This window comes from Streptomyces sp. NPDC002209 (assembly GCF_042890265.1).
GTDB lineage: Bacteria > Actinomycetota > Actinomycetes > Streptomycetales > Streptomycetaceae > Streptomyces.
The window spans coordinates 446,362-463,786 of record NZ_JBIARX010000003.1 but is presented as its reverse complement, the minus strand read 5'-3'; the positions used below and the strand labels follow the sequence as shown (position 1 = coordinate 463,786).

Below are 17,425 nucleotides of genomic sequence, written 5' to 3'. Positions count from 1 at the left end.
ATGGGCGAATCAGCAGGAAGGGCGACACACGCAGCCCGCGTAGCGGAGCAGGTCCATATGGACCCTCCGCCACAGGCGTACGTCGTTGCCGGTCATGTCGGCGAGTGAAGCATGCGGACCGGAGACCGGTCAATCGATCACGGCCGGATGAGTCGAAGACGACTCGAGCGGGGCCGGCGCCCCCAGCCGGACGGTGTCCGCCGCCTCGTACAGCTCGGCGGGCCGCACGCCCGCGAAGGTCGCCGCCAGGTGCCCGTCCGGCCTGACCAGCAGGACGGTGTGCGCCGGAGCCCCCGGGTAGCCGTCCGCGACCAGCAGTTCGGTACGGACCGGGAGGGCGCTCACCGCCGCCGCGAGCCGGGGCATCAGCCCGGCGCCCAGCCAGTGCCGCCGGTCCCAGACCCCGGTGCCCGGGGCGACCAGCACCACCAGCAGGCGCCCCCGCCCCAGCAGGTCGCGCAGCGGCACCGTCGAACCGTCGGGCGCGGTGACGGGAACGTTGGCCACCTGACCGCCCGGCTCCGTGTCCGTCGGCACCTCGCGCACGGCCACCGGCGGGGCGTACGTCGGTGCCGCGCCCAGCGGCCCCCGCCCCAAGTGGCCGTCGGTCAGCAGCAGCTCGCCGGAGCGGGTGGCGCCGGGCAGGTACGTCCGCAGCCCGCCGCCCCCGCGCAGTACGGGCATGGCCTGGTCGGCTGCGCGCAGCCGGGCCGCGACGGCGGTGCGGCGCTCGCCCTCGTAGCTGTCGAGCAGGGCCTCGGAGGCGCCCTGGTGCCAGGCCAGGGACAGCTTCCAGGCGAGGTTCTCGGCGTCCCGGAGCCCCTCGTCGACCCCCTGCGTGCCGAGCGCGCCCAGCAGGTGGGCGGCGTCCCCGGCCAGGAAGGCGCGGCGGTCGCGCCAGCGCCGGGCGAGCCGGTGGTGCAGCGTGTGGACCCCGGTGTCGAGGAGGTCGTACGGGGGTGTGGCGCCCCCGCACCACACCGCCAGGGTGTCGCGGATCAGGGTGACGAGGGCGTCGGGCGTGACCAGTTCCCCGCGGGCCGGGAGCAGCCAGTCCAGCCGCCACACCCCGTCGGGCAGCGGCCGGGCGCTGACCTCGGGCACGCCGGGCGCGGGGGCGCGGTGCAGCAGGGCCTCGCCGGGCCAGGGGAGGTCGGTGCGCAGCGCGGCCACGGCGTGCCGTTCGACGGCGGTGCGGCCCGGGAAGCGGATGCCGAGCAGCTTGCGCACGGTGGAGCGGGCTCCGTCGCAGCCGACCAGGTAACTCCCGCGCCACCACGTGGTCTCGGCGCCCCGGGTGTGCGCGGTGACCCCGCGGTCGTCCTGTTCGAGGGAGTCCAGCTTGCTGTCGGCGACCAGCTGGACCAGCGGATGTGCGGCCGCGGCGTCGCGCAGCCCGCGCGTGAGGGCGTGCTGCGGCAGGTGCAGGGGGGCCTGGCGGTCCTCGAAGGTGATGCGCCGGGCGTCGTTGGTGCGGCGCCGCATGGTGCGCCAGGCGGCGAAGAGCGCGCCCTCGTCGCGCAGCGTCGTACAGCCCAGCCGGTGGACCATCGCCGAGGTGTCCTCGTGCAGGACGACCGTACGGGCAGGTCGGGGCAGGTCCTTGCCGGGTCCCTCGTCGAGCACGACGCTGGGCACGCCCGAGCCGGCCAGGGCCAGGGACAGGGACAGTCCGACGGGCCCCGAGCCGACGACGATCACCGGGTCCATGATGCGGCTCCCGATGTCCGGTATGTGATCACAGAACGTATGCAACCCACTGGAGGTGCCTGCGTCAAGTGACACCCACCGGCGGGGCGATAAAGGGAAGCAAAGATTCCGAATGTGAGCCACTTTCGGCGGAATGCTGAAGACCTCGCGCACGATCAGTCAGAACCATGCGGTATCAGACAGTGGAGGCTGTAAATGTGCGGCAATTATCGGCCTTTGGATTGCCGGAATTAGTCCTTTCATTTTCGATTCTCAAGCGAACCTCAAAAAGGTCGGTATTCGGTTGACCTGGTCTTGGTGGGCATGGAATTGTCATGGATGTGCAGGGGGTGGAAAGTGTCCTCCGCGCAGAAGGGGGAGTGTGGCATTGAGATCGATGTCGGTAATCCCCGTGGGCTTTTGGCTGATGCTTAAAGCGTCAGTCATTGAGGAAGTGGGTGGAGAATTGCTGAAGAGAACTCGCCTTCGTGCTGCCGCCGCGCCGGCGGCCGGACTGCTGCTGGCCGGTATCTTCTCGCTCGGAGCCGCGACCACGGCATCGGCTGCCGCTCAGGCGCACCCGGGAGGGTGCCACTATGAGGCTCCCGGAGACTGGGGAGCGGTCGCCTGGTGTAGCAGCCACAACGGTGGCTCCTACCGGGCGCTGGCCGTATGCAAGGACGGGGAGACGGGGAGGGTGGAGTGGTTCTACGGGCCGTGGAAGCAGTTTGGGACCTCCGTCGCGTACTGCCAGGGATCCTACCGGGCAAGTTCTGCGGGAATTGATTCGTCACCCCGCAATAACACCTGAGTGCTGCCGAATAGACCGAGAGAGGATCAGCTGAAATGAAGAAGGCGTTTGTTGCTCTGCTCGCCGCCACGGCGATGGCGGGAATCGGACTCCAGGGTACGGCCACCGCGGCCGCCACGGGCTGGCCGGAGGGGTGCACGAGCTTCAAGGCTTCCGACGGTAATGGTTGGGCAGCCTACTGCGACAGTGGCAATGGCGGCAGGTGGAAGGCGACCGCCAAGTGCGCGCCCTGGAGCGGCGACGCGATCATCGAGCGCGATTCGGGGTCTTGGAGCAGCAATAATCTGTCCTTCGCTTTCTGCCCGCCGATGACCACTGTCGTGGGCGGCTCTTTCTGGACCAGGTCCTACTAGTAGGCCAAGCCACCCGCCGAGTCCCGTTGGCCTGGGCGGGTGGTCGCGCGGCTGCTCACCGCACGGACGCACGGCCGGTCGGTTCCTGACGGCCTGGCCGACCATGTGTGCGGTTCTTCACCCGCGCTACCAGCCTCACCGATCACAGAAGAGGCCGCCGATCATTGATCGGCGGCCTCTTCTTTCATTTGCCCAGGCGCCACCAGGGCGGCAGCGACGCCCGCTGTCGTGGGCGCCCGCGTTTCTCGATCCACGTCGAGGCGCCGAGCCTGGACATCTGACGTTTCGGGAAGGGAGTCCTCGATCCGCTCCGCCAGCAGCTTCCGCTGGTCGAGCACGGCGGCAAGGTTCCGGCGAGGCTCGGGTCGATCAACACGGCCGCCTCGGTGCAGGGGGGAAGTCATGCCGGCCCCGAAGGCCCCATTGCGAAGACATGAAAACGGTAACGGGGGGCTTGGAGGTCCCCACCCGCTGACGGGTGATGGTCGGAAGCGGGGGGGGGCGACTGAGGCGGCAGCGCGTTCATCACGAGCGGTCACTTCCGCATCGAGGGAGGCCACCTCGCGTTGGCAACGAGGCACGAACTCTACATCGGTGCGCAGGAGTGCCGCCGTCCTGCTCCAGGAAGACCACCTCACTGTCGGTGACCAGACGGAGCAGCGTGCCAACGCGGTGTGGTGCGGCGGATGACTTCCGCCGCACCACAGGTGTGCGTCAATGTGCTGACCGGCCCTCAGGGTTTTGCGGTCAGGGGGCCTTGCCCACGCCGGCCGCGCCGCCCGCGTCGACCTCGGCCACGTCCCCGGCGACGACCGCGCCGGTGCCCTTCTTCGACTTCCGCAGCCGCCCTTCGATCCAGGAGGCGAAGGTGGTGAGCGCGAAGTTCACCGCGATGTAGATCAGGGCGATCACGACCATCGTCGCGATGGTGTTGCTGTAGTTGGCGGAGATCTGCCGGTTCATCGACATCAGGTCGGCGAAGCCCAGGACAGCGCCGCCGAGCGCCGTGTCCTTGAGGATCACCACGAGCTGGCTGACGAGCGCCGGCAGCATGGCCGTCACGGCTTGTGGGACCAGGACGTTCGTCATGATCTGGCCCTTGCGCATACCGATCGCCTTGGCCGCGTCGGTCTGGCCACGCGGCAGCGACAGGATGCCGGCCCGGACGATCTCGGCGATGACCGAGGCGTTGTACAGGACGAGACCGGTGACCACCGCGTACAGCGGCCGCAGATCCGAGCTGACGGTGCCGAGCATGACGTAGAGGGCGGAGCTGAAGATCATCAGCATCAGGACCGGGATGGCGCGGAAGAATTCCACGACCGCGCCGACCGGGACGCGCACCCACACGTGGTCGGAGAGCCGGGCGATGCCCAGGAGCGCACCCAGAGGAAGTGCGATCACCATGGCGATCAGGCCGGCTTTGAGGGTTTCACCGAGGCCGGGCAACAGGAACGTCGTCCAGATTTGGCTGTCGGTGATGAACGGGGACCACTTGTCGGCCGCGAGCTGGTTCTTCTCGGCCATGCGGTCCAGGATCCACCACAGGGCCAGAGCCACGAGTACCGCGAAAACGCCGGTGTAAATCCAGTTGCGGACCTTGGCCTTGGGGCCGGGGGTGTCGTACAGAACGGAGGTCATCGCTTCACCGCCAGTCGCTTGGCCACCCAGCCCAGCAGCAGGCCGGTGGGCAGGGTCAGCAGGACGAAGCCGAGAGCGAAGACTGCGAACACCGCGAAGAGCGCGTCCGCCTCGTTCTCAAGCATTTCCTTCATCAGCAGGGCCGCCTCGGCCACGCCGATGGTCGCCGCCACCGTGGTGTTCTTCGTGAGGGCGATCAATACGTTGGTGAGCGGGGCAATGACCGCCCGGAAGGCCTGGGGGAGCACGATCAGGGTGAGCACCTGGAAGAAGCTGAGACCCAGCGCGCGGGCGGCCTCGGCCTGGCCCACGGGGACCGTGTTGATGCCCGAGCGGATCGCCTCGCAGACGAAGGTACCCGTGTAGGCGATCAGTCCCAGGACCGCGAGGCGGAAGCCGATCTCCTTGGAGGACCCGCCGTTGAGACTGATGCCCAGGGTCTGGTCCAGGCCCAGCGAGCAGCCGAGGATCAGCAGGGTCAGAGGCGTGTTGCGCACGATGTTGACGTACGCGGTGCCGAAGGTCCGCATCAGAGGGACCGGACTGACCCGCATCCCGGCCAGCATCAGGCCCCAGATCAGGGAGCCGGCCGCCGAGTAGAGGGTGAGCTGAACCGTCACCCAGAAGGCTCCGAGCACGTCGTACTGCCCGGAATTAAGAAAGTCGAACACGTTGCCCTGCGCTCTCCCCAGGATGGCCGGTGAGGTGTGCCGCCGCCCGCGGCAGGCGGGCGGCGACTCCCCTCACCGATGAATCAGCTGCCTTCGGTGACCTGCGGGGCCGGCTCGGCCTTGTAGTTGGCCGGGCCGAGGTTCTTGTCCACGGCCTTCTGCCAGGAGCCGTCCTCGACCATCTTCTTGAGAGCGGCGTTGACCTTGGTCTGGAGGTCCTTGTCGCCCTTCTTCAGGCCGATGCCATACGGCTCGTCGCTGAGCTTCAGACCGACCAGCTTGAACTTGCCCTTGTTCTTCTCCTGCGCCGCGTAGCCGGCCAGGATCGAGTCGTCCGTGGTCAGCGCGTCCACGGCCTTGTTCTCCAGGCCGGTCAGGCACTCGGAGTAGCCCGGGTACTCTCGCAGGTCGGCCTCGGGGGCCAGCTTGGTCTTTACGTTCTGCGCCGAGGTGGAGCCGGCAACGGAGCAGAGGTTCTTCTTGTTGAGGTCCTCGACCTTGGTGATCGAGGTGTCGTCGGCGCGGACCAGCAGGTCCTGGTGGGCCTTGAAGTACGGGCCGGCGAAGTCGACCTTCGCCTTGCGCTTGTCGTTGATCGTGTAGGTCGCGACGACGAGCTTCACGTCACCGTTGGCGAGCATGTTCTCGCGCTCGGCGCTGACGGCCTGCTTGAACTCGATCTGGTCGGGCTGGTAGCCGAGCTCCTTGGCCACGTAGGTCGCCACGTCCACGTCGAAGCCGGCGAACTTGCCGTCCGGGGTCTTGAGGCCCAGACCCGGCTGGTCGAACTTGATGCCGATGACGATCTTGTCGTTCTTGGCGCCACCGGACGCACCGCCGTCACCGGCAGCCTTGTCGCTGCTGCCGCCGCAGGCGGTCGCGGTCAGAGCGAGGACTGCGGCCACGGCGGCAGCCGCACCGGCCTTGAAAACCTTCATGGTGAACTTCCCTCGGATGAGACGTTGTTGGACGACGAGCGACACGTGTGCTCTGAGCCGCCAGGGGATCACTACCAGACGAGACCGTCAGTGGTGCAGGATCTTCGAAAGGAAGTCCTTGGCGCGGTCACTGCGCGGGTTGCTGAAGAACTGCTCGGGCGCGGCCTCTTCGACGATCTTTCCGTCGGCCATGAAGACGACCCGATTGGCCGCAGAGCGGGCGAAGCCCATCTCGTGCGTGACGACCACCATCGTCATGCCCTCCCGGGCGAGCTGCTGCATGACCTCCAGCACCTCGTTGATCATTTCCGGGTCGAGCGCCGAGGTCGGCTCGTCGAACAGCATGACCTTCGGGTCCATCGCCAGCGCGCGGGCGATCGCCACGCGCTGCTGCTGGCCGCCGGAGAGCTGCGCCGGGTACTTGTCGGCCTGCGAGCCGACGCCCACCCGGTCCAGCAGCGACTTCGCCTTCTCGAGCGCCGCTGCCTGCTCCGTCTTGCGGACCTTGAGCTGACCCAGCATCACGTTCTGCAGCACCGTCTTGTGGGCGAACAGGTTGAAGGACTGGAAGACCATGCCCACATCGGCACGCAGTCGGGCCAGCTCCCGTCCCTCCGAGGGCAGTTCCTTGCCGTCGACCGTGATCGTGCCCGAGTCGATCGTCTCCAGCCGGTTGATGGTCCGGCACAGCGTGGACTTGCCCGATCCCGAGGGACCGATCACCACGACGACCTCACCGCGGGCAATGCTCAGATCGATGTCCTGAAGCACGTGCAGCGCGCCGAAGTGCTTGTTGACGTTGCTCAGTACGACCAGGTCGTCCGCGGCCCCGGCCGCATCCTGCACGTCCTTGGTCACTGATACTCCGCTCATCGGCAACTTGCTCCGTCCTCCTCGGTTGGGAGGACAGTAGTGACGTGGCGCGCACACCGTCATCACATCTGAGGGAGAATTGAGCATAACGAAACGGCCTCGCTCCGATACGCTCCGTGCGCACCACGGCAGCCGGGCCCGTTTGCCCGTACCGGGTGCATAACGGAAGACGCGCCGGACCGGAACCCCCTTGACGTGGGCCTCTCCATCGGCGTGGATGCAGGGTGGCCCTGACCGCGGGCCCTGATCAGAAGAAAACAGGAAAGGGGGACGCAATGAGACTGCTGCTCGTCGAGGACGACGACCACGTCGCCGCCGCCCTGTCCGCGATCCTCGCCCGGCACGGCTTCCAGGTGACCCACGCCCGCAGCGGCGAGGAGGCCCTGCAGGCCCTGCTGCCCGCCGGAGCGCCGCCCTTCGGCGTCGTCCTCCTGGACCTCGGCCTGCCCGACCAGGACGGCTACGAGGTGTGCGGCAAGATCCGCAAGCGCACCGCGACGCCCGTCATCATGGTGACCGCGCGCGCCGACGTCCGCTCCCGCATCCACGGCCTCAACATGGGTGCCGACGACTACGTCGTCAAGCCGTACGACACCGGTGAACTCCTCGCACGCATCCACGCCGTCGCCCGGCGCACCGGTGCCTCCGAGGAGGCCGCCGCCACCGGGACGGGCGCCCTCGACGTGGTCCGGCTCGGCCCGGTCAGCATCGAGCTGCCCACCCGGCGAGTCAGCGTGGACGGCACCGACGTACCGCTCACCCGCAAGGAGTTCGACCTGCTGGCCCTGCTCGCGCAGCGGCCCGGGGTCGTCTTCCGCCGCGAGCAGATCATCAGCGAGGTGTGGCGCACCAGCTGGGAGGGGACCGGCCGGACCCTCGAGGTCCACGTCGCCTCGCTGCGCTCCAAGCTGCGCATGCCCGCCCTCATCGAGACCGTCCGCGGGGTGGGCTACCGGCTCGTCACCCCGGCCGCCTCCTAGCGGGGGTCCGTCGTGCGCGCCCGGCTGCTCCCGCTGCTCGTCGTCCTCATGGCGGGCGTGCTGCTCGCCCTCGGCTTCCCGCTCGCCGTGAGCCTGGCCGCCGGCCAGCAGCAGCGCGTGGTCGTCGACCGGATCGACGACAGCGCCCGCTTCGCCGCCCTCGCCCAGTTCGTCATCGACGCCGAGGGATCGGGATCCACGGGCGCCACCGAACGCCTGGAGACCCTCCAGCTGGAACTGGCCCGCTACCAGCAGCTGTACGGCATCCGCGTCGGCATCTTCCTGCGCGACGACAACGCCATGGCCCGCGCCCCCGGCTGGTGGCAGCTCCCGGAGGAGGGCGAGGGCCGCCGCGCCTTCCAGGAGGCCCTCGCCGGGCGGCGCAGCCACGACCCCGCCCAGGTGTGGCCCTGGCAGACCCACGGCAAACTCCTCGTCGCCTCCCCGGTCGTCCTCGACGGCGACGTCGTCGCGGTCGTCGTCACCGAGTCGCCCACCGACCAGATGCGGGCCCGGATCCTGAACGGCTGGCTGCTGATCGTCGCCGGGCTCGCCGCCGCCATGCTGGTGGCCTTCGGCGCCGCCCTGCGGCTCACCAGCTGGGTGCTCAAGCCCGTACGGACCCTGGACGCGGCCGCCCACGGCATCGCCACCGGGCGGATGAACTCCCGGGTCGCGGCGGCCGGCGGGCCCCCGGAACTCCAACGCCTGGCGCACTCGTTCAACGAGATGGCCGACAACGTGGAAGAGGTCCTGGAGCAGCAGCGGGCGTTCGTCGCCGACGCCTCCCACCAGCTGCGCAACCCGCTCGCGGCGCTGCTCCTGCGGATCGAGCTGCTCGCCCTCGAACTGCCCGAGGGCAACGAGGAGATCGCCTCCGTGCGGACCGAGGGCAAGCGCCTGACCCAGGTCCTCGACGACCTGCTGGACCTGGCGCTGGCCGAGCACACCTCCGCCGAGCTCAGCCTGACCGACATCGCGGCGCTGACCGCCGAACGGGTGACCGCCTGGCGTCCGTTCGCCGAGGAGAAGGGCGTACGGCTCACCGAGACGGGCCGGGCCGCCGTCACGGGCTGGGCCGACCCCGTCGCGCTCTCCAGCGCGCTCGACGCCGTCATCGACAACGCCCTCAAGTTCACCCCTGCGGGGGAAGAGGTCGAGGTGTCCGTCTCCGCGGCCGGGCCCGTCGTGCACGTCGTCGTCGCCGACCGCGGTCCCGGCCTCACCGACGAGGAGCTGCTCCGCGTCGGCGACCGGTTCTGGCGCAGCGGCCGCCACCAGAACATCAAGGGCTCCGGGCTCGGTCTGTCGATCTCCCGGGCCCTGCTCGCCGCGGGCGGCGGGTCCCTCTCGTACGAGACGAACCCGCCGCACGGGCTGCGGGTGACGGTGGCCGTCCCGCGCAGCGATCCGCACACGATCTGACCGCTGCCGCTGCCGCTGCCGCTGCCGCTGCCGCTGCACGGGCCGGGGCGGTCAGGCGGATCCGGCCCACGGAAGGGTGGTGCCGGCCGGGGCGGAGGCCGCGTACAGCTCGTCCACGGCCCGGACCTCGAAGGCGGCCGCCCGCTCCCGGCCGGCGCGGGTGACGGCCGGGAGGTGGAGGGCCGTGCCGCAGGTGCCGCCGAGGAAGCGGCGGGTGCCGTCCGGGAGCAGGCGGTACAGCTCGTAGTGGCGGACCGGCCCGGCTGCCCGGCGCCAGGACAGTCGGACGGAGGCCCTGCCGTCCTGCTGGGTCCGGGCGTCCACGGTCAGCGCACTCGGAGACGCCGGGCGCCGCCGCGCGGTGTCGTCGCCTACCGACAGGGCGCCGAGCCGCCAGGCCACCGCCGTGTTCCCGCGGGCCGTGATCCGTACGGCCAGCCCGTACGCGGTCCGGCCCGCCAGCGACGAGAGCGCGACCCGGGAGGTGCGCCAGCCGCCCTGGCCGGAGCTGCCCGACGCCCGGGTCTTCAGCCAGGTGTACGGGACGGGCTCGCCCGGAGCGGCCGGCTCGCGCGTGGCCACGCCCACCTCGACGGTGAGCGCGCCCGCCTCGGTGGCGTGCACCAGCTCCAGCACGGTGGAGCCGGACAGCGGCAGCCTGGTCGAGTGCAGCCCGACCGCGGCCGGGGCGGTGAGTCTGCCCGCCACGAGGAGGCTGGAGCCGCCGCGCCAGGCCTTCGCGAAGTCCAGCGTGACGGCCGGGCGCTGCCCGGTGCTCTGCACGGCCCAGCGGCGGCCCGGGAGCCGGTCCTGGAGGCCGAGGTGGTTCCAGGGGGTGTCGGAGGTGACCTTGCCGTCCTCGTACCAGCGCTCCCCGTGCCCGGTGTTGAAGGCGCAGGCGAAGGGCAGGGCGGTGACGGTGGACCGGTCCGCGACGGCGGTGGCAGGCGCCCGCCAGGTGCCCTCGGGCGCGGGGTGCGCCGGGTCCAGGGACTCTCCCGTCCAGAACCGGTCGTCGGCGCGGTGGAAGGCGCCGGGGGAGCGGTCGGTGAGGTGGTTGCGCGTCCACTCGGGCCGGTAGAAGCCGATGCTGACGACGTGGTCGCGGTCGCGCGGGATGATCGCATCCCAACGGACGGTGGAGTTCCAGCCGTCCGACTCCATGTCGAGCGCCGCCCACAGCTCGTGGCGGGAGCGGCCCAGCCGGTCGGCGAGCGCACCGGAGGCGGCCAGGGTCTGCTGCGTCCAGCGGAAATCGACGAACACCGTGTCCGCGACCCGGCCCGCCCGGTCCTCGAAGAACTCCTGGTTGAGCTGGTTGAGCGCGCCCTGCCAGCCGACCCGGCCGGTGCTGTTCATGGCGTCGTACCAGGTGATCCGCAGGCCGTGCGGGGCGCCGGCCGCCCGCAGGGCGCGCAGGAACTCCCGCATCCGGGTCGCGAGCGAGCTGTCCCCGCCGTCGGTCTCGGCGTTCACGAACCAGCCGTCGAACCCGTACGTGCGTGCCACCTGGACGAGCTTCTCGGCGAGGGGGAACCGGCCGAGGGCGTCCTGCTGCACCAGGTCCCGCGTCCACCGGAGGTCGCCGCCGTACGCGACGGGCGGCAGGAAGACGTTGCCCAGCACCGGGACTCCGTTGCGGTGGGCCGCGTCGACCACGGGCGCGTTCGGGGCGAGCACGATGCCCTCGCCGGAGGAGCCGCCCCAGAACACCAGTTCGTCGAGGTACGCCCAGTGCGTCAGCGCGTAGTAGTCGGCGGTCGCGGAGCCCTGGGAGGGGTTCTGGGCGGTGGGCCCGAAGGAGACGAGCGAGGAGATCCGAGCCTGGCCGCCGCGGGCGCCCGCGTTCGGGGGCACCGGGGTGAAGCGGGGCGCGAGCGGCACGGTCGCGGTGTTGTACGCGAGGTCCGGATCGGATTCGGGGGTCCACTGCATCAGCGAGCGCCAGGTGATGCCCGGGCCGGGGGAGCCCTGGGGGAGCGAGTCGGGGAACCAGTACGAGGCGTACGGGGCCAGGTCGGCCGGGGGCGGTGTGGCGTCGGCCCGAGCGCCCGGGGCGGTCGCTGCGGCCCGGGCCGTGCCGGCCGCGCCGGGCGCGCCGAGCAGCGCGGCGGCCCCCGCCCCGGCTCCGGCGGCGAGCACCCCGCGCCGGGTCGGCGGCGCCGTACGGGCAGGACGGATCGGAGGCGCGGGAGGTGCCGGAGGTGCCGGAGGTGCCGTACGGAGGGAACGGGCGGTGCGAGGGTCGGCGCCGTTGCCGGTCTCGGACATGCGGGGCTCCTCGGTGACGGGGGACAGGTGGCAGGTGACGGGTGACGGGTGCGGCGGTGCTCGTCACGTGACGTCGTGCACGCGCAGCACCTCGGTGATGCCGCGCGCGGACAGATGGGCGGGGTCCCCGGCGTTCTCCGCCAGGACCACCGCAGGGCGGACCCCCTGGGCCGTCAGCGCGGCCCAGGCCTCGAAGAAGGCCCCGCCCGGGGCGCACACCGACCGCCTCGGCGCGGCCTCCGCCCCGCCGACGTCCACGGCCAGCGCCGTGGAACGGACGGCCGGACGGTGCTCCCGGTCCCGCCACTGCGCGGCGATCCGGGCGACGGCGGCGCCGGCCGGCTTGGTCCTGCGGTCGTTGGTGAGCAGGCCGAGCCCGTACTCCAGTTCCGGGAAGTCCGCGAGCTCCCGGGACACGTCGTGCGAGCACCACCAGGTCACGCCCCACAGGTCCGGGCAGTCCAGCACGTTCGCCACGGTGGCCTCGGTGAACGCGGCCGCGTGCTCCGCCGGGACGAGCGGTGCGGGCGCCCCGACCTCCTGGAGCCACACCGGCCGGTGCGGATCGAGCGCCCAGGCCTTCGACAGCTCGACCAGGTAGGCGGCGTGGTGCTCGGTGGCCGTCCCGGTCCGGCCGTGGCGCTGCGCGGTGCCGTTGAACACCCACGAGTGCACGGCCGTGGCCGCGCCCAGCCGGGCTGCCTGCGCGACCGTGAAGGGGTGCCCGTCCTGGTACCACGCGGCGTCGTACTCGGCGTGCAGGTGGAACCGGCCCGGGGCGCCCTCCTCGCAGGCCGCGAGCATCCGCTCCAGCCAGCGGCCGGCCTGCTCGCGGCTGATCCGGTCCGGGTCCGGGTGCGGGGCGTCGGAGAACTGGTTGATCTCGTTGCCGACGGTCATGCCGAGGAAATTGGGCCGGTCGGCGAGGGCCGCGGCCAGCGTGCGCAGGTACTCCTCCTGTGCGGCGACGACGTCCGGGTCGGTGAAGATGTTCCGCCGGTGCCAGGTCCCGGTCCACGCGGGCAGGAAGTCGAAGCTCGACAAGTGTCCTTGCAGACCGTCCACGCCGACGTCGAGCCCGCGCTCGGCAGCCGCGTCGGCGAGCGCGACGAGCTGTTCGACGGCGCGCGGCCGGATGAGCGTCCGGTTCGGCTGGAACACCGGCCACAGCGGGAAGACCCGTACGTGGTCCAGGCCGAGCGCGGCGATCGAGTCGAGGTCGGCCCTGACCTCGTCGAGGTCGAAGTCGAGCCAGTGGTGGAACCAGCCGCGGGACGGGGTGTAGTTGGCGCCGAAACGGAGCGGACGAGGGGCGTATTCGTCGTGCACAAGGCGTCCTGGAGTTCTCGGGAATTCGCCGGGTGAGCACAACCTGCCGGGTGTCGTGTCGTAAGTCAACAGGGCCTCCAAGAAGGGAACTTATGCGCTTCAGTCCCGTTGACAGAAGGGCTCCGGCCCTCCCAAGCTGATCGAACTAATGCGGTTTAGTTCCGGCGGGTTCAGTTCTGACAAAGGAAAGCGTGCGGAAATGGACAGCGGCGTTTCGGTCACCGAGGTAGCCACCCCGGCCCTCTTCACCGGTTCTGCGAGGTGCCCCGCGCAGGTGGTCCGCGTGCGGATCCGCAGGGAGCGTCCGGCCGGCCCGCTGTACGTCACCGTCCACGGCCCCGGGGTCATCACCCCGCACCCGCGCATCCTGCGCGCCGACACCGCCGACGCCCGGGACACCGCCGATGCCGGTTCCGGCGCGGCGGTGGAGTCCGCCGTCGAGGTCGCCGTCCGCACCGGCGGCGCCGCTCCGGGGGCCGTGCTGCCCGCCACCGCCCGCGTCGCCACCCCCGACGGGCGGCCGCTCGCCGAGCTGCCGTTCGACCTGGCCGTCGCGGAGCCGGGCTGGACCGTCCGGCTCGTCCCGCACTTCCACTACGACCCCCTGTGGTGGAACACGCAGGCGGCGTACACCGCCCTGTGGGACGCCCCGCTGCGGCCCGGCGAGCCCGAGCACGGCTGGGAGTACACCGGCGTCCCCGCCTTCACCCTGATCCCGCTCCACCTCCAGCAGGCGCGCGAGGACCCGGCGTACCGCTTCGTGCTCTCCGAGGTCGACTACCTCAAGCCGTACTGGGACAGCCGTCCCGAGGACCGCGCCGAGCTGCGCGCCTTGATCGCCGAGGGCCGCCTCGAGATCGTCGGCGGCACGTACAACGAGCCCTCCACCAACCTCACCTCGGCCGAGAGCACCATCCGCAGCGCCGTCCACGGACTCGCCCTGCACCGCGGCACCCTCGGCGCCGACCCGCGCACCGCCTGGCAGCTCGACGTGTTCGGCCACGACCCGTCCTTCCCCTCCCTGATGGCCGGCGCCGGGCTAGACTCCGCCGTCCTCGCCCGCGGCCCGCACCACCACTGGGGACCGATGCAGGACACCTGGGGCGACACGCTCCGGGCCCCGTCCGCGATGCAGCTGCCCGCCGAGTACGAGTGGATCGCGCCCGACGGCCGGGGGCTGCTGCTGCACTACCTGCCCGCGCACTACTCGGCCGGCTGGCCCTCCCACCTGGCCCCGGACGCCGAGGCCGCCGCCGGACAGCTGCTCGAGCTCTACGAACTGCTGCGGACCGGCGCCGCGACGCGCAACGTCCTGATCCCGATGGGCACCGACTTCTCCTGGCCGCACCGCTGGGGCCTGGACGTGCAGCACGCCTGGAACCGCCGCTACTGCTGGCCGCGCATGGAGCACTCCGGCCCGCGCGCCCACTTCGAGGCCGTCCGCGCCGAACTGGCCGCCCGCGGGGAGCGTCCGCTGCCGGTGACCCGGGAGATGGGCCCGGTGTACACCGGCAAGGACGTCAGCTACGCCGATGTGAAACAGGCCCACCGGGCTGCCGAGAACCTGCTCGAACAGGCGGAGACGTTCGCCGCGCTGGCCTGTGCGGAAGGGCTGCTGGACTACCCCGGGCAGACCCTCGCCAAGGCCTGGCGGCACCTGCTGCACGCCGCCCACCACGATGCGGTCACCGGGACTTTCTCCGACCAGGTGTACCTGGACCTGCTCCCGACCTGGCGGGAGGCCCACGAACTGGCCGCCTCCGTACGGGAGGAGGCCCTGCGCGCGCTGACCCGGGCGGCCGACACGCGCGGGCCGGGCGCGCTCGCCGTGACCGTCCACAACCCGGTGTCCTGGACGCGGACCGACCTGGTCCGTACGACGGTGGACCTCGCGGAACTGGGCCTGGGCGCGGGGGTGGAGGAGGCCCGGCGCATCACCGTGCTGGACGCCGAGGGGCGCGGCGCGGCCGTCCACCTCGAAGCGGTGGCCGGCGGCCGGGCGGAGCTGGCCTTCCTGGCCGTCGGCGTGCCGCCGCTGGGGCACCGCACCTGGTGGCTCGCCGCCGCCCCGTCGGCCGTCTCCGGCGGCTGGGAGCCCGCGGCCGGCCTCGCCGTCGAGAACGCGTACTTCCGGGCCGAGGCCGATCCCGCGCGGGGCGGCGGCCTCGCCCGGCTGCTGGACCGGCGCACGGGGGACGAGCTGCTGACGCCGGGCGAGGTGGACGAGCTCGTCGTGCAGGAGGAGTACGACCAGCACCCCTTCTTCGGGGAGGGGCCCTGGCACCTGCTGCCCAAGGGGCCGGGCACCGGCTCGGGCGGTGCACCCGCCGACTCCTGCCGGGTGGAGCGGGGCCCGCTCGGGGCGCGGATCGTGGCCTGCGGACGCACCGGCCCGGTCCGCTGGACCCGGACCACCACCTTGTGGGACGGCCTCGACCGGGTCGAACTGACCACCACCGTGCACGAGTTCACCGGCTCCGACCGGCTGCTGCGGCTGCGCATCCCGGCCGACGTGCCCGGGGCGCTGCCCGTCGCGGAGACGGCGGCCGCGGTGGTGGGGCGCGGGTTCGCGTTTCCCGAGGCGGACGCGGGGGCCGACCGGACCCGGGCTCCGTGGACCCTGGACAGCCCGTGCCTGAACTGGTTCGGGCTCTCGGCGCCGGTGGTGGTGGGCGGCGGCCGGGCCGTGGGGGCTTGTGACATCGTGCTCCCGGACGCGGGAACTCCCGACGGCCTGCGGGAGTTGGTCGTCGCGCTCGCCCGCCGCGGGGTCACCGCCACGCCGACCCGGCCGGGCGGCCCGCGCTGGGGCGACCTGGCCGCCGACAGCAGCCTCCCGGACTTCCGGATCGCACTCGGCGGCCCCGGGCGGAACACCTTCACGGCGGCGGTGCTGGCGGCGGCCGGTCCCGCGTACGAGCAGGCCGTACGAGAACACGCGCAGGTCTGGGTACCGGCCCGGGCAGCGCTGCGCGCACTCTGGAGCCCCGGCTGCGACCTGACCGGCATCCGGGACCTGCCGGTCCTGGTGATCGCCGGGCCGGCGGGGGAGACGGCGTCGGCCGTCGCCGCGTCGGGCCGCCTCGAAGCCGCGGCCCCGCCGGCCGGGGCGCCCGCGCCCGAAGCCCCGTACGCCGGCCGGACCGTCGGGATCCTGGTCAAGGGGACGCCCGGCTTCGCCGTGGACACCGACGGCCGGCTGCACGGCAGCCTGATGCGCTCCTGCACGGGCCGACCCGCCGGGGAGTGGATGGACCCGCCGCGGCGCACGGCCCCGGACGGCAGCTCCTTCCAGCTCCAGCACTGGACCCACGTCTTCGAACACGCACTGGCCGCGGGAGCCGGGGACTGGCGGGAGGCCGATCTGGTCCGCCTGGGCCGGGAGTTCAACAAGCCGCTGACCGCCGTGACCGCCGCGCCGGACACCGGCCCGCAGCCGCCCGCCCGTTCACTGCTCGGCGTCGAACCCGCCGACCGGGTCCTGATCGAGGCGGTCAAGCGCGCCGCCGACGGCTCGGGCGCCCTGGCGGTCCGGCTGCACGAGACCCACGGCCGCCCCGCGCAGGTCCGGCTGCACTGGCATGCCGACCCCGTCGCCGAGGCGGATCTGCTGGACCGCCCCGTCGGCCCCTTCCCCGCCGGGATCGGCGGCGCGGCGACCACGACCGTGCTGCTGCCCACCGCATCGGGCATGCCGCTGCGGCAGGGCGAACGCGAGCCGCACCAGCCGGTGTTCAGCCGGTACTGGCTCCACAACACGGGAACGGCGCCACTGGGCGACGCCCCGTACGCGGTGACCTGCACCGGTGTCCCGGCCGACGCCGCGGTGACGGTCGCGGCGCACGGCGAAGGCGCGGGCGGCCCGGTCGGGCTGGAGGTCCGGGCCCCCGAGGGCTGGCAGGCCTCCTGGACCCGGCGCACGGTCGAACTGCCGCCCGGCGGGTACGAGCGGGTCCCGCTGGCGGTGACCCCCGCGGCCGGTGCCCGGCCCGGTACCCACCTGGTCCGCGTCCTCGCGAGCACCCCGGCGGGGGAGTTCGAGGACGTCCTCGCCGTCGACGTGCCCGGCGAGCCGGACGATCCCCCTGCGCTGTGGGTGGAGGCGCCCGATCCGCAGGTGGAGGTGGCTCCCGGCGGGCGGGCCCTCGTACGGGCCCGGATCGCCGGCAGCGGGATCCGCAGCCTGCTGACGGGCCGGGCCCACGCCGTCTCCCCGTACGGGACCTGGCAGTTCACCGGTCCCGCCGGACAGCCGGTGCACGTACCGGCGGACCGCCCGGCGGAGGTGGAGTTCGAGCTCCGGCCGCCGCCGGGAGCGGTGCCCGGCACGTACTGGATGCTGGTCAAGGCGGCCTGCCAGGGCAGGATCGCGTACGGTCCCGCCATCGCCGTCCGCGTATCCGGCGTGCCCGACGTACCCCAGGGATGAGGAAGAGGCAGGCAG

At 72.1% G+C, this 17,425-nt stretch carries 13 protein-coding genes; 4 read left to right on the top strand and 9 right to left on the bottom strand.

The annotated features are described in order from the left end of the window. Positions 1-9 precede the first annotated feature (9 nt). Together ACFYXK_RS09350 and ACFYXK_RS09345 are read right to left on the bottom strand one after the other, a co-directional pair. Complete coding sequence (locus ACFYXK_RS09350; protein WP_311318651.1) at positions 10-96, bottom strand: putative leader peptide; 87 nt, start codon at positions 94-96, stop codon at positions 10-12. Between the two features lie 33 nt (positions 97-129). Next, positions 130-1,710: an FAD-dependent monooxygenase gene (locus tag ACFYXK_RS09345; RefSeq protein ID WP_389410532.1), complete on the bottom strand. Its 1,581-nt coding sequence runs from the start codon at positions 1,708-1,710 to the stop codon at positions 130-132. Positions 1,711-2,535: 825 nt separating this feature from the next. On the opposite strand from ACFYXK_RS09345, the gene ACFYXK_RS09340 reads away from it, so the two are divergent. After that, a complete protein-coding gene (locus ACFYXK_RS09340) occupies positions 2,536-2,853 on the top strand; it encodes a hypothetical protein (RefSeq protein ID WP_389410531.1) in 318 nt (105 codons plus the stop codon). A gap of 161 nt (positions 2,854-3,014) precedes the next feature. On the opposite strand, the gene ACFYXK_RS09335 is transcribed toward ACFYXK_RS09340, so the two are convergent. From ACFYXK_RS09335 to ACFYXK_RS09315, 5 genes are all read right to left on the bottom strand, one after another. After that, on the bottom strand, positions 3,015-3,191 hold the full coding sequence (locus ACFYXK_RS09335; RefSeq protein ID WP_389410530.1) for a hypothetical protein: 177 nt from the start codon (positions 3,189-3,191) through the stop codon (positions 3,015-3,017). Between the two features lie 409 nt (positions 3,192-3,600). Further along, complete coding sequence (locus ACFYXK_RS09330; protein ID WP_389410529.1) at positions 3,601-4,494, bottom strand: amino acid ABC transporter permease; 894 nt, start codon at positions 4,492-4,494, stop codon at positions 3,601-3,603. Then, positions 4,491-5,165 (bottom strand): amino acid ABC transporter permease, encoded by a 675-nt coding sequence (locus ACFYXK_RS09325; protein ID WP_389410528.1) that lies wholly within the window; start codon positions 5,163-5,165, stop codon positions 4,491-4,493. Before ACFYXK_RS09325 ends, ACFYXK_RS09330 begins: the two co-directional genes overlap by 4 nt. Positions 5,166-5,248: 83 nt before the next feature. Continuing rightward, entirely contained in the window at positions 5,249-6,103 is an 855-nt protein-coding gene (locus ACFYXK_RS09320; RefSeq protein ID WP_389410527.1) for a glutamate ABC transporter substrate-binding protein, read from the bottom strand. A gap of 87 nt (positions 6,104-6,190) precedes the next feature. After that, entirely contained in the window at positions 6,191-6,976 is a 786-nt protein-coding gene (locus tag ACFYXK_RS09315) for an amino acid ABC transporter ATP-binding protein (protein WP_383509612.1), read from the bottom strand. Between the two features lie 275 nt (positions 6,977-7,251). Here ACFYXK_RS09315 and ACFYXK_RS09310 point away from each other — a divergent pair, with 275 nt between their 5' ends. Both ACFYXK_RS09310 and ACFYXK_RS09305 read left to right on the top strand, forming a co-directional pair. Continuing rightward, positions 7,252-7,956, top strand: a complete 705-nt coding sequence (locus ACFYXK_RS09310) for a response regulator transcription factor (RefSeq protein ID WP_266663088.1) — start codon at positions 7,252-7,254, stop codon at positions 7,954-7,956. Between the two features lie 12 nt (positions 7,957-7,968). After that, positions 7,969-9,381 carry an ATP-binding protein gene (locus ACFYXK_RS09305; RefSeq protein ID WP_389410526.1) on the top strand — a complete coding sequence of 471 codons (1,413 nt, stop codon included), beginning with the start codon at positions 7,969-7,971 and terminating at the stop codon, positions 9,379-9,381. A gap of 51 nt (positions 9,382-9,432) precedes the next feature. Here ACFYXK_RS09305 and ACFYXK_RS09300 read toward each other — a convergent pair whose 3' ends face one another. Both ACFYXK_RS09300 and ACFYXK_RS09295 read right to left on the bottom strand, forming a co-directional pair. Next, entirely contained in the window at positions 9,433-11,652 is a 2,220-nt protein-coding gene (locus tag ACFYXK_RS09300) for an endo-beta-N-acetylglucosaminidase (RefSeq protein ID WP_389410525.1), read from the bottom strand. 63 nt (positions 11,653-11,715) lie between these two features. Then, positions 11,716-12,981 (bottom strand): glycosyl hydrolase, encoded by a 1,266-nt coding sequence (locus ACFYXK_RS09295; protein ID WP_389410524.1) that lies wholly within the window; start codon positions 12,979-12,981, stop codon positions 11,716-11,718. A gap of 199 nt (positions 12,982-13,180) precedes the next feature. Here ACFYXK_RS09295 and ACFYXK_RS09290 point away from each other — a divergent pair, with 199 nt between their 5' ends. Beyond that, on the top strand, positions 13,181-17,410 hold the full coding sequence (locus ACFYXK_RS09290) for an NEW3 domain-containing protein (protein ID WP_389410523.1): 4,230 nt from the start codon (positions 13,181-13,183) through the stop codon (positions 17,408-17,410). Positions 17,411-17,425: the final 15 nt, after the last annotated feature.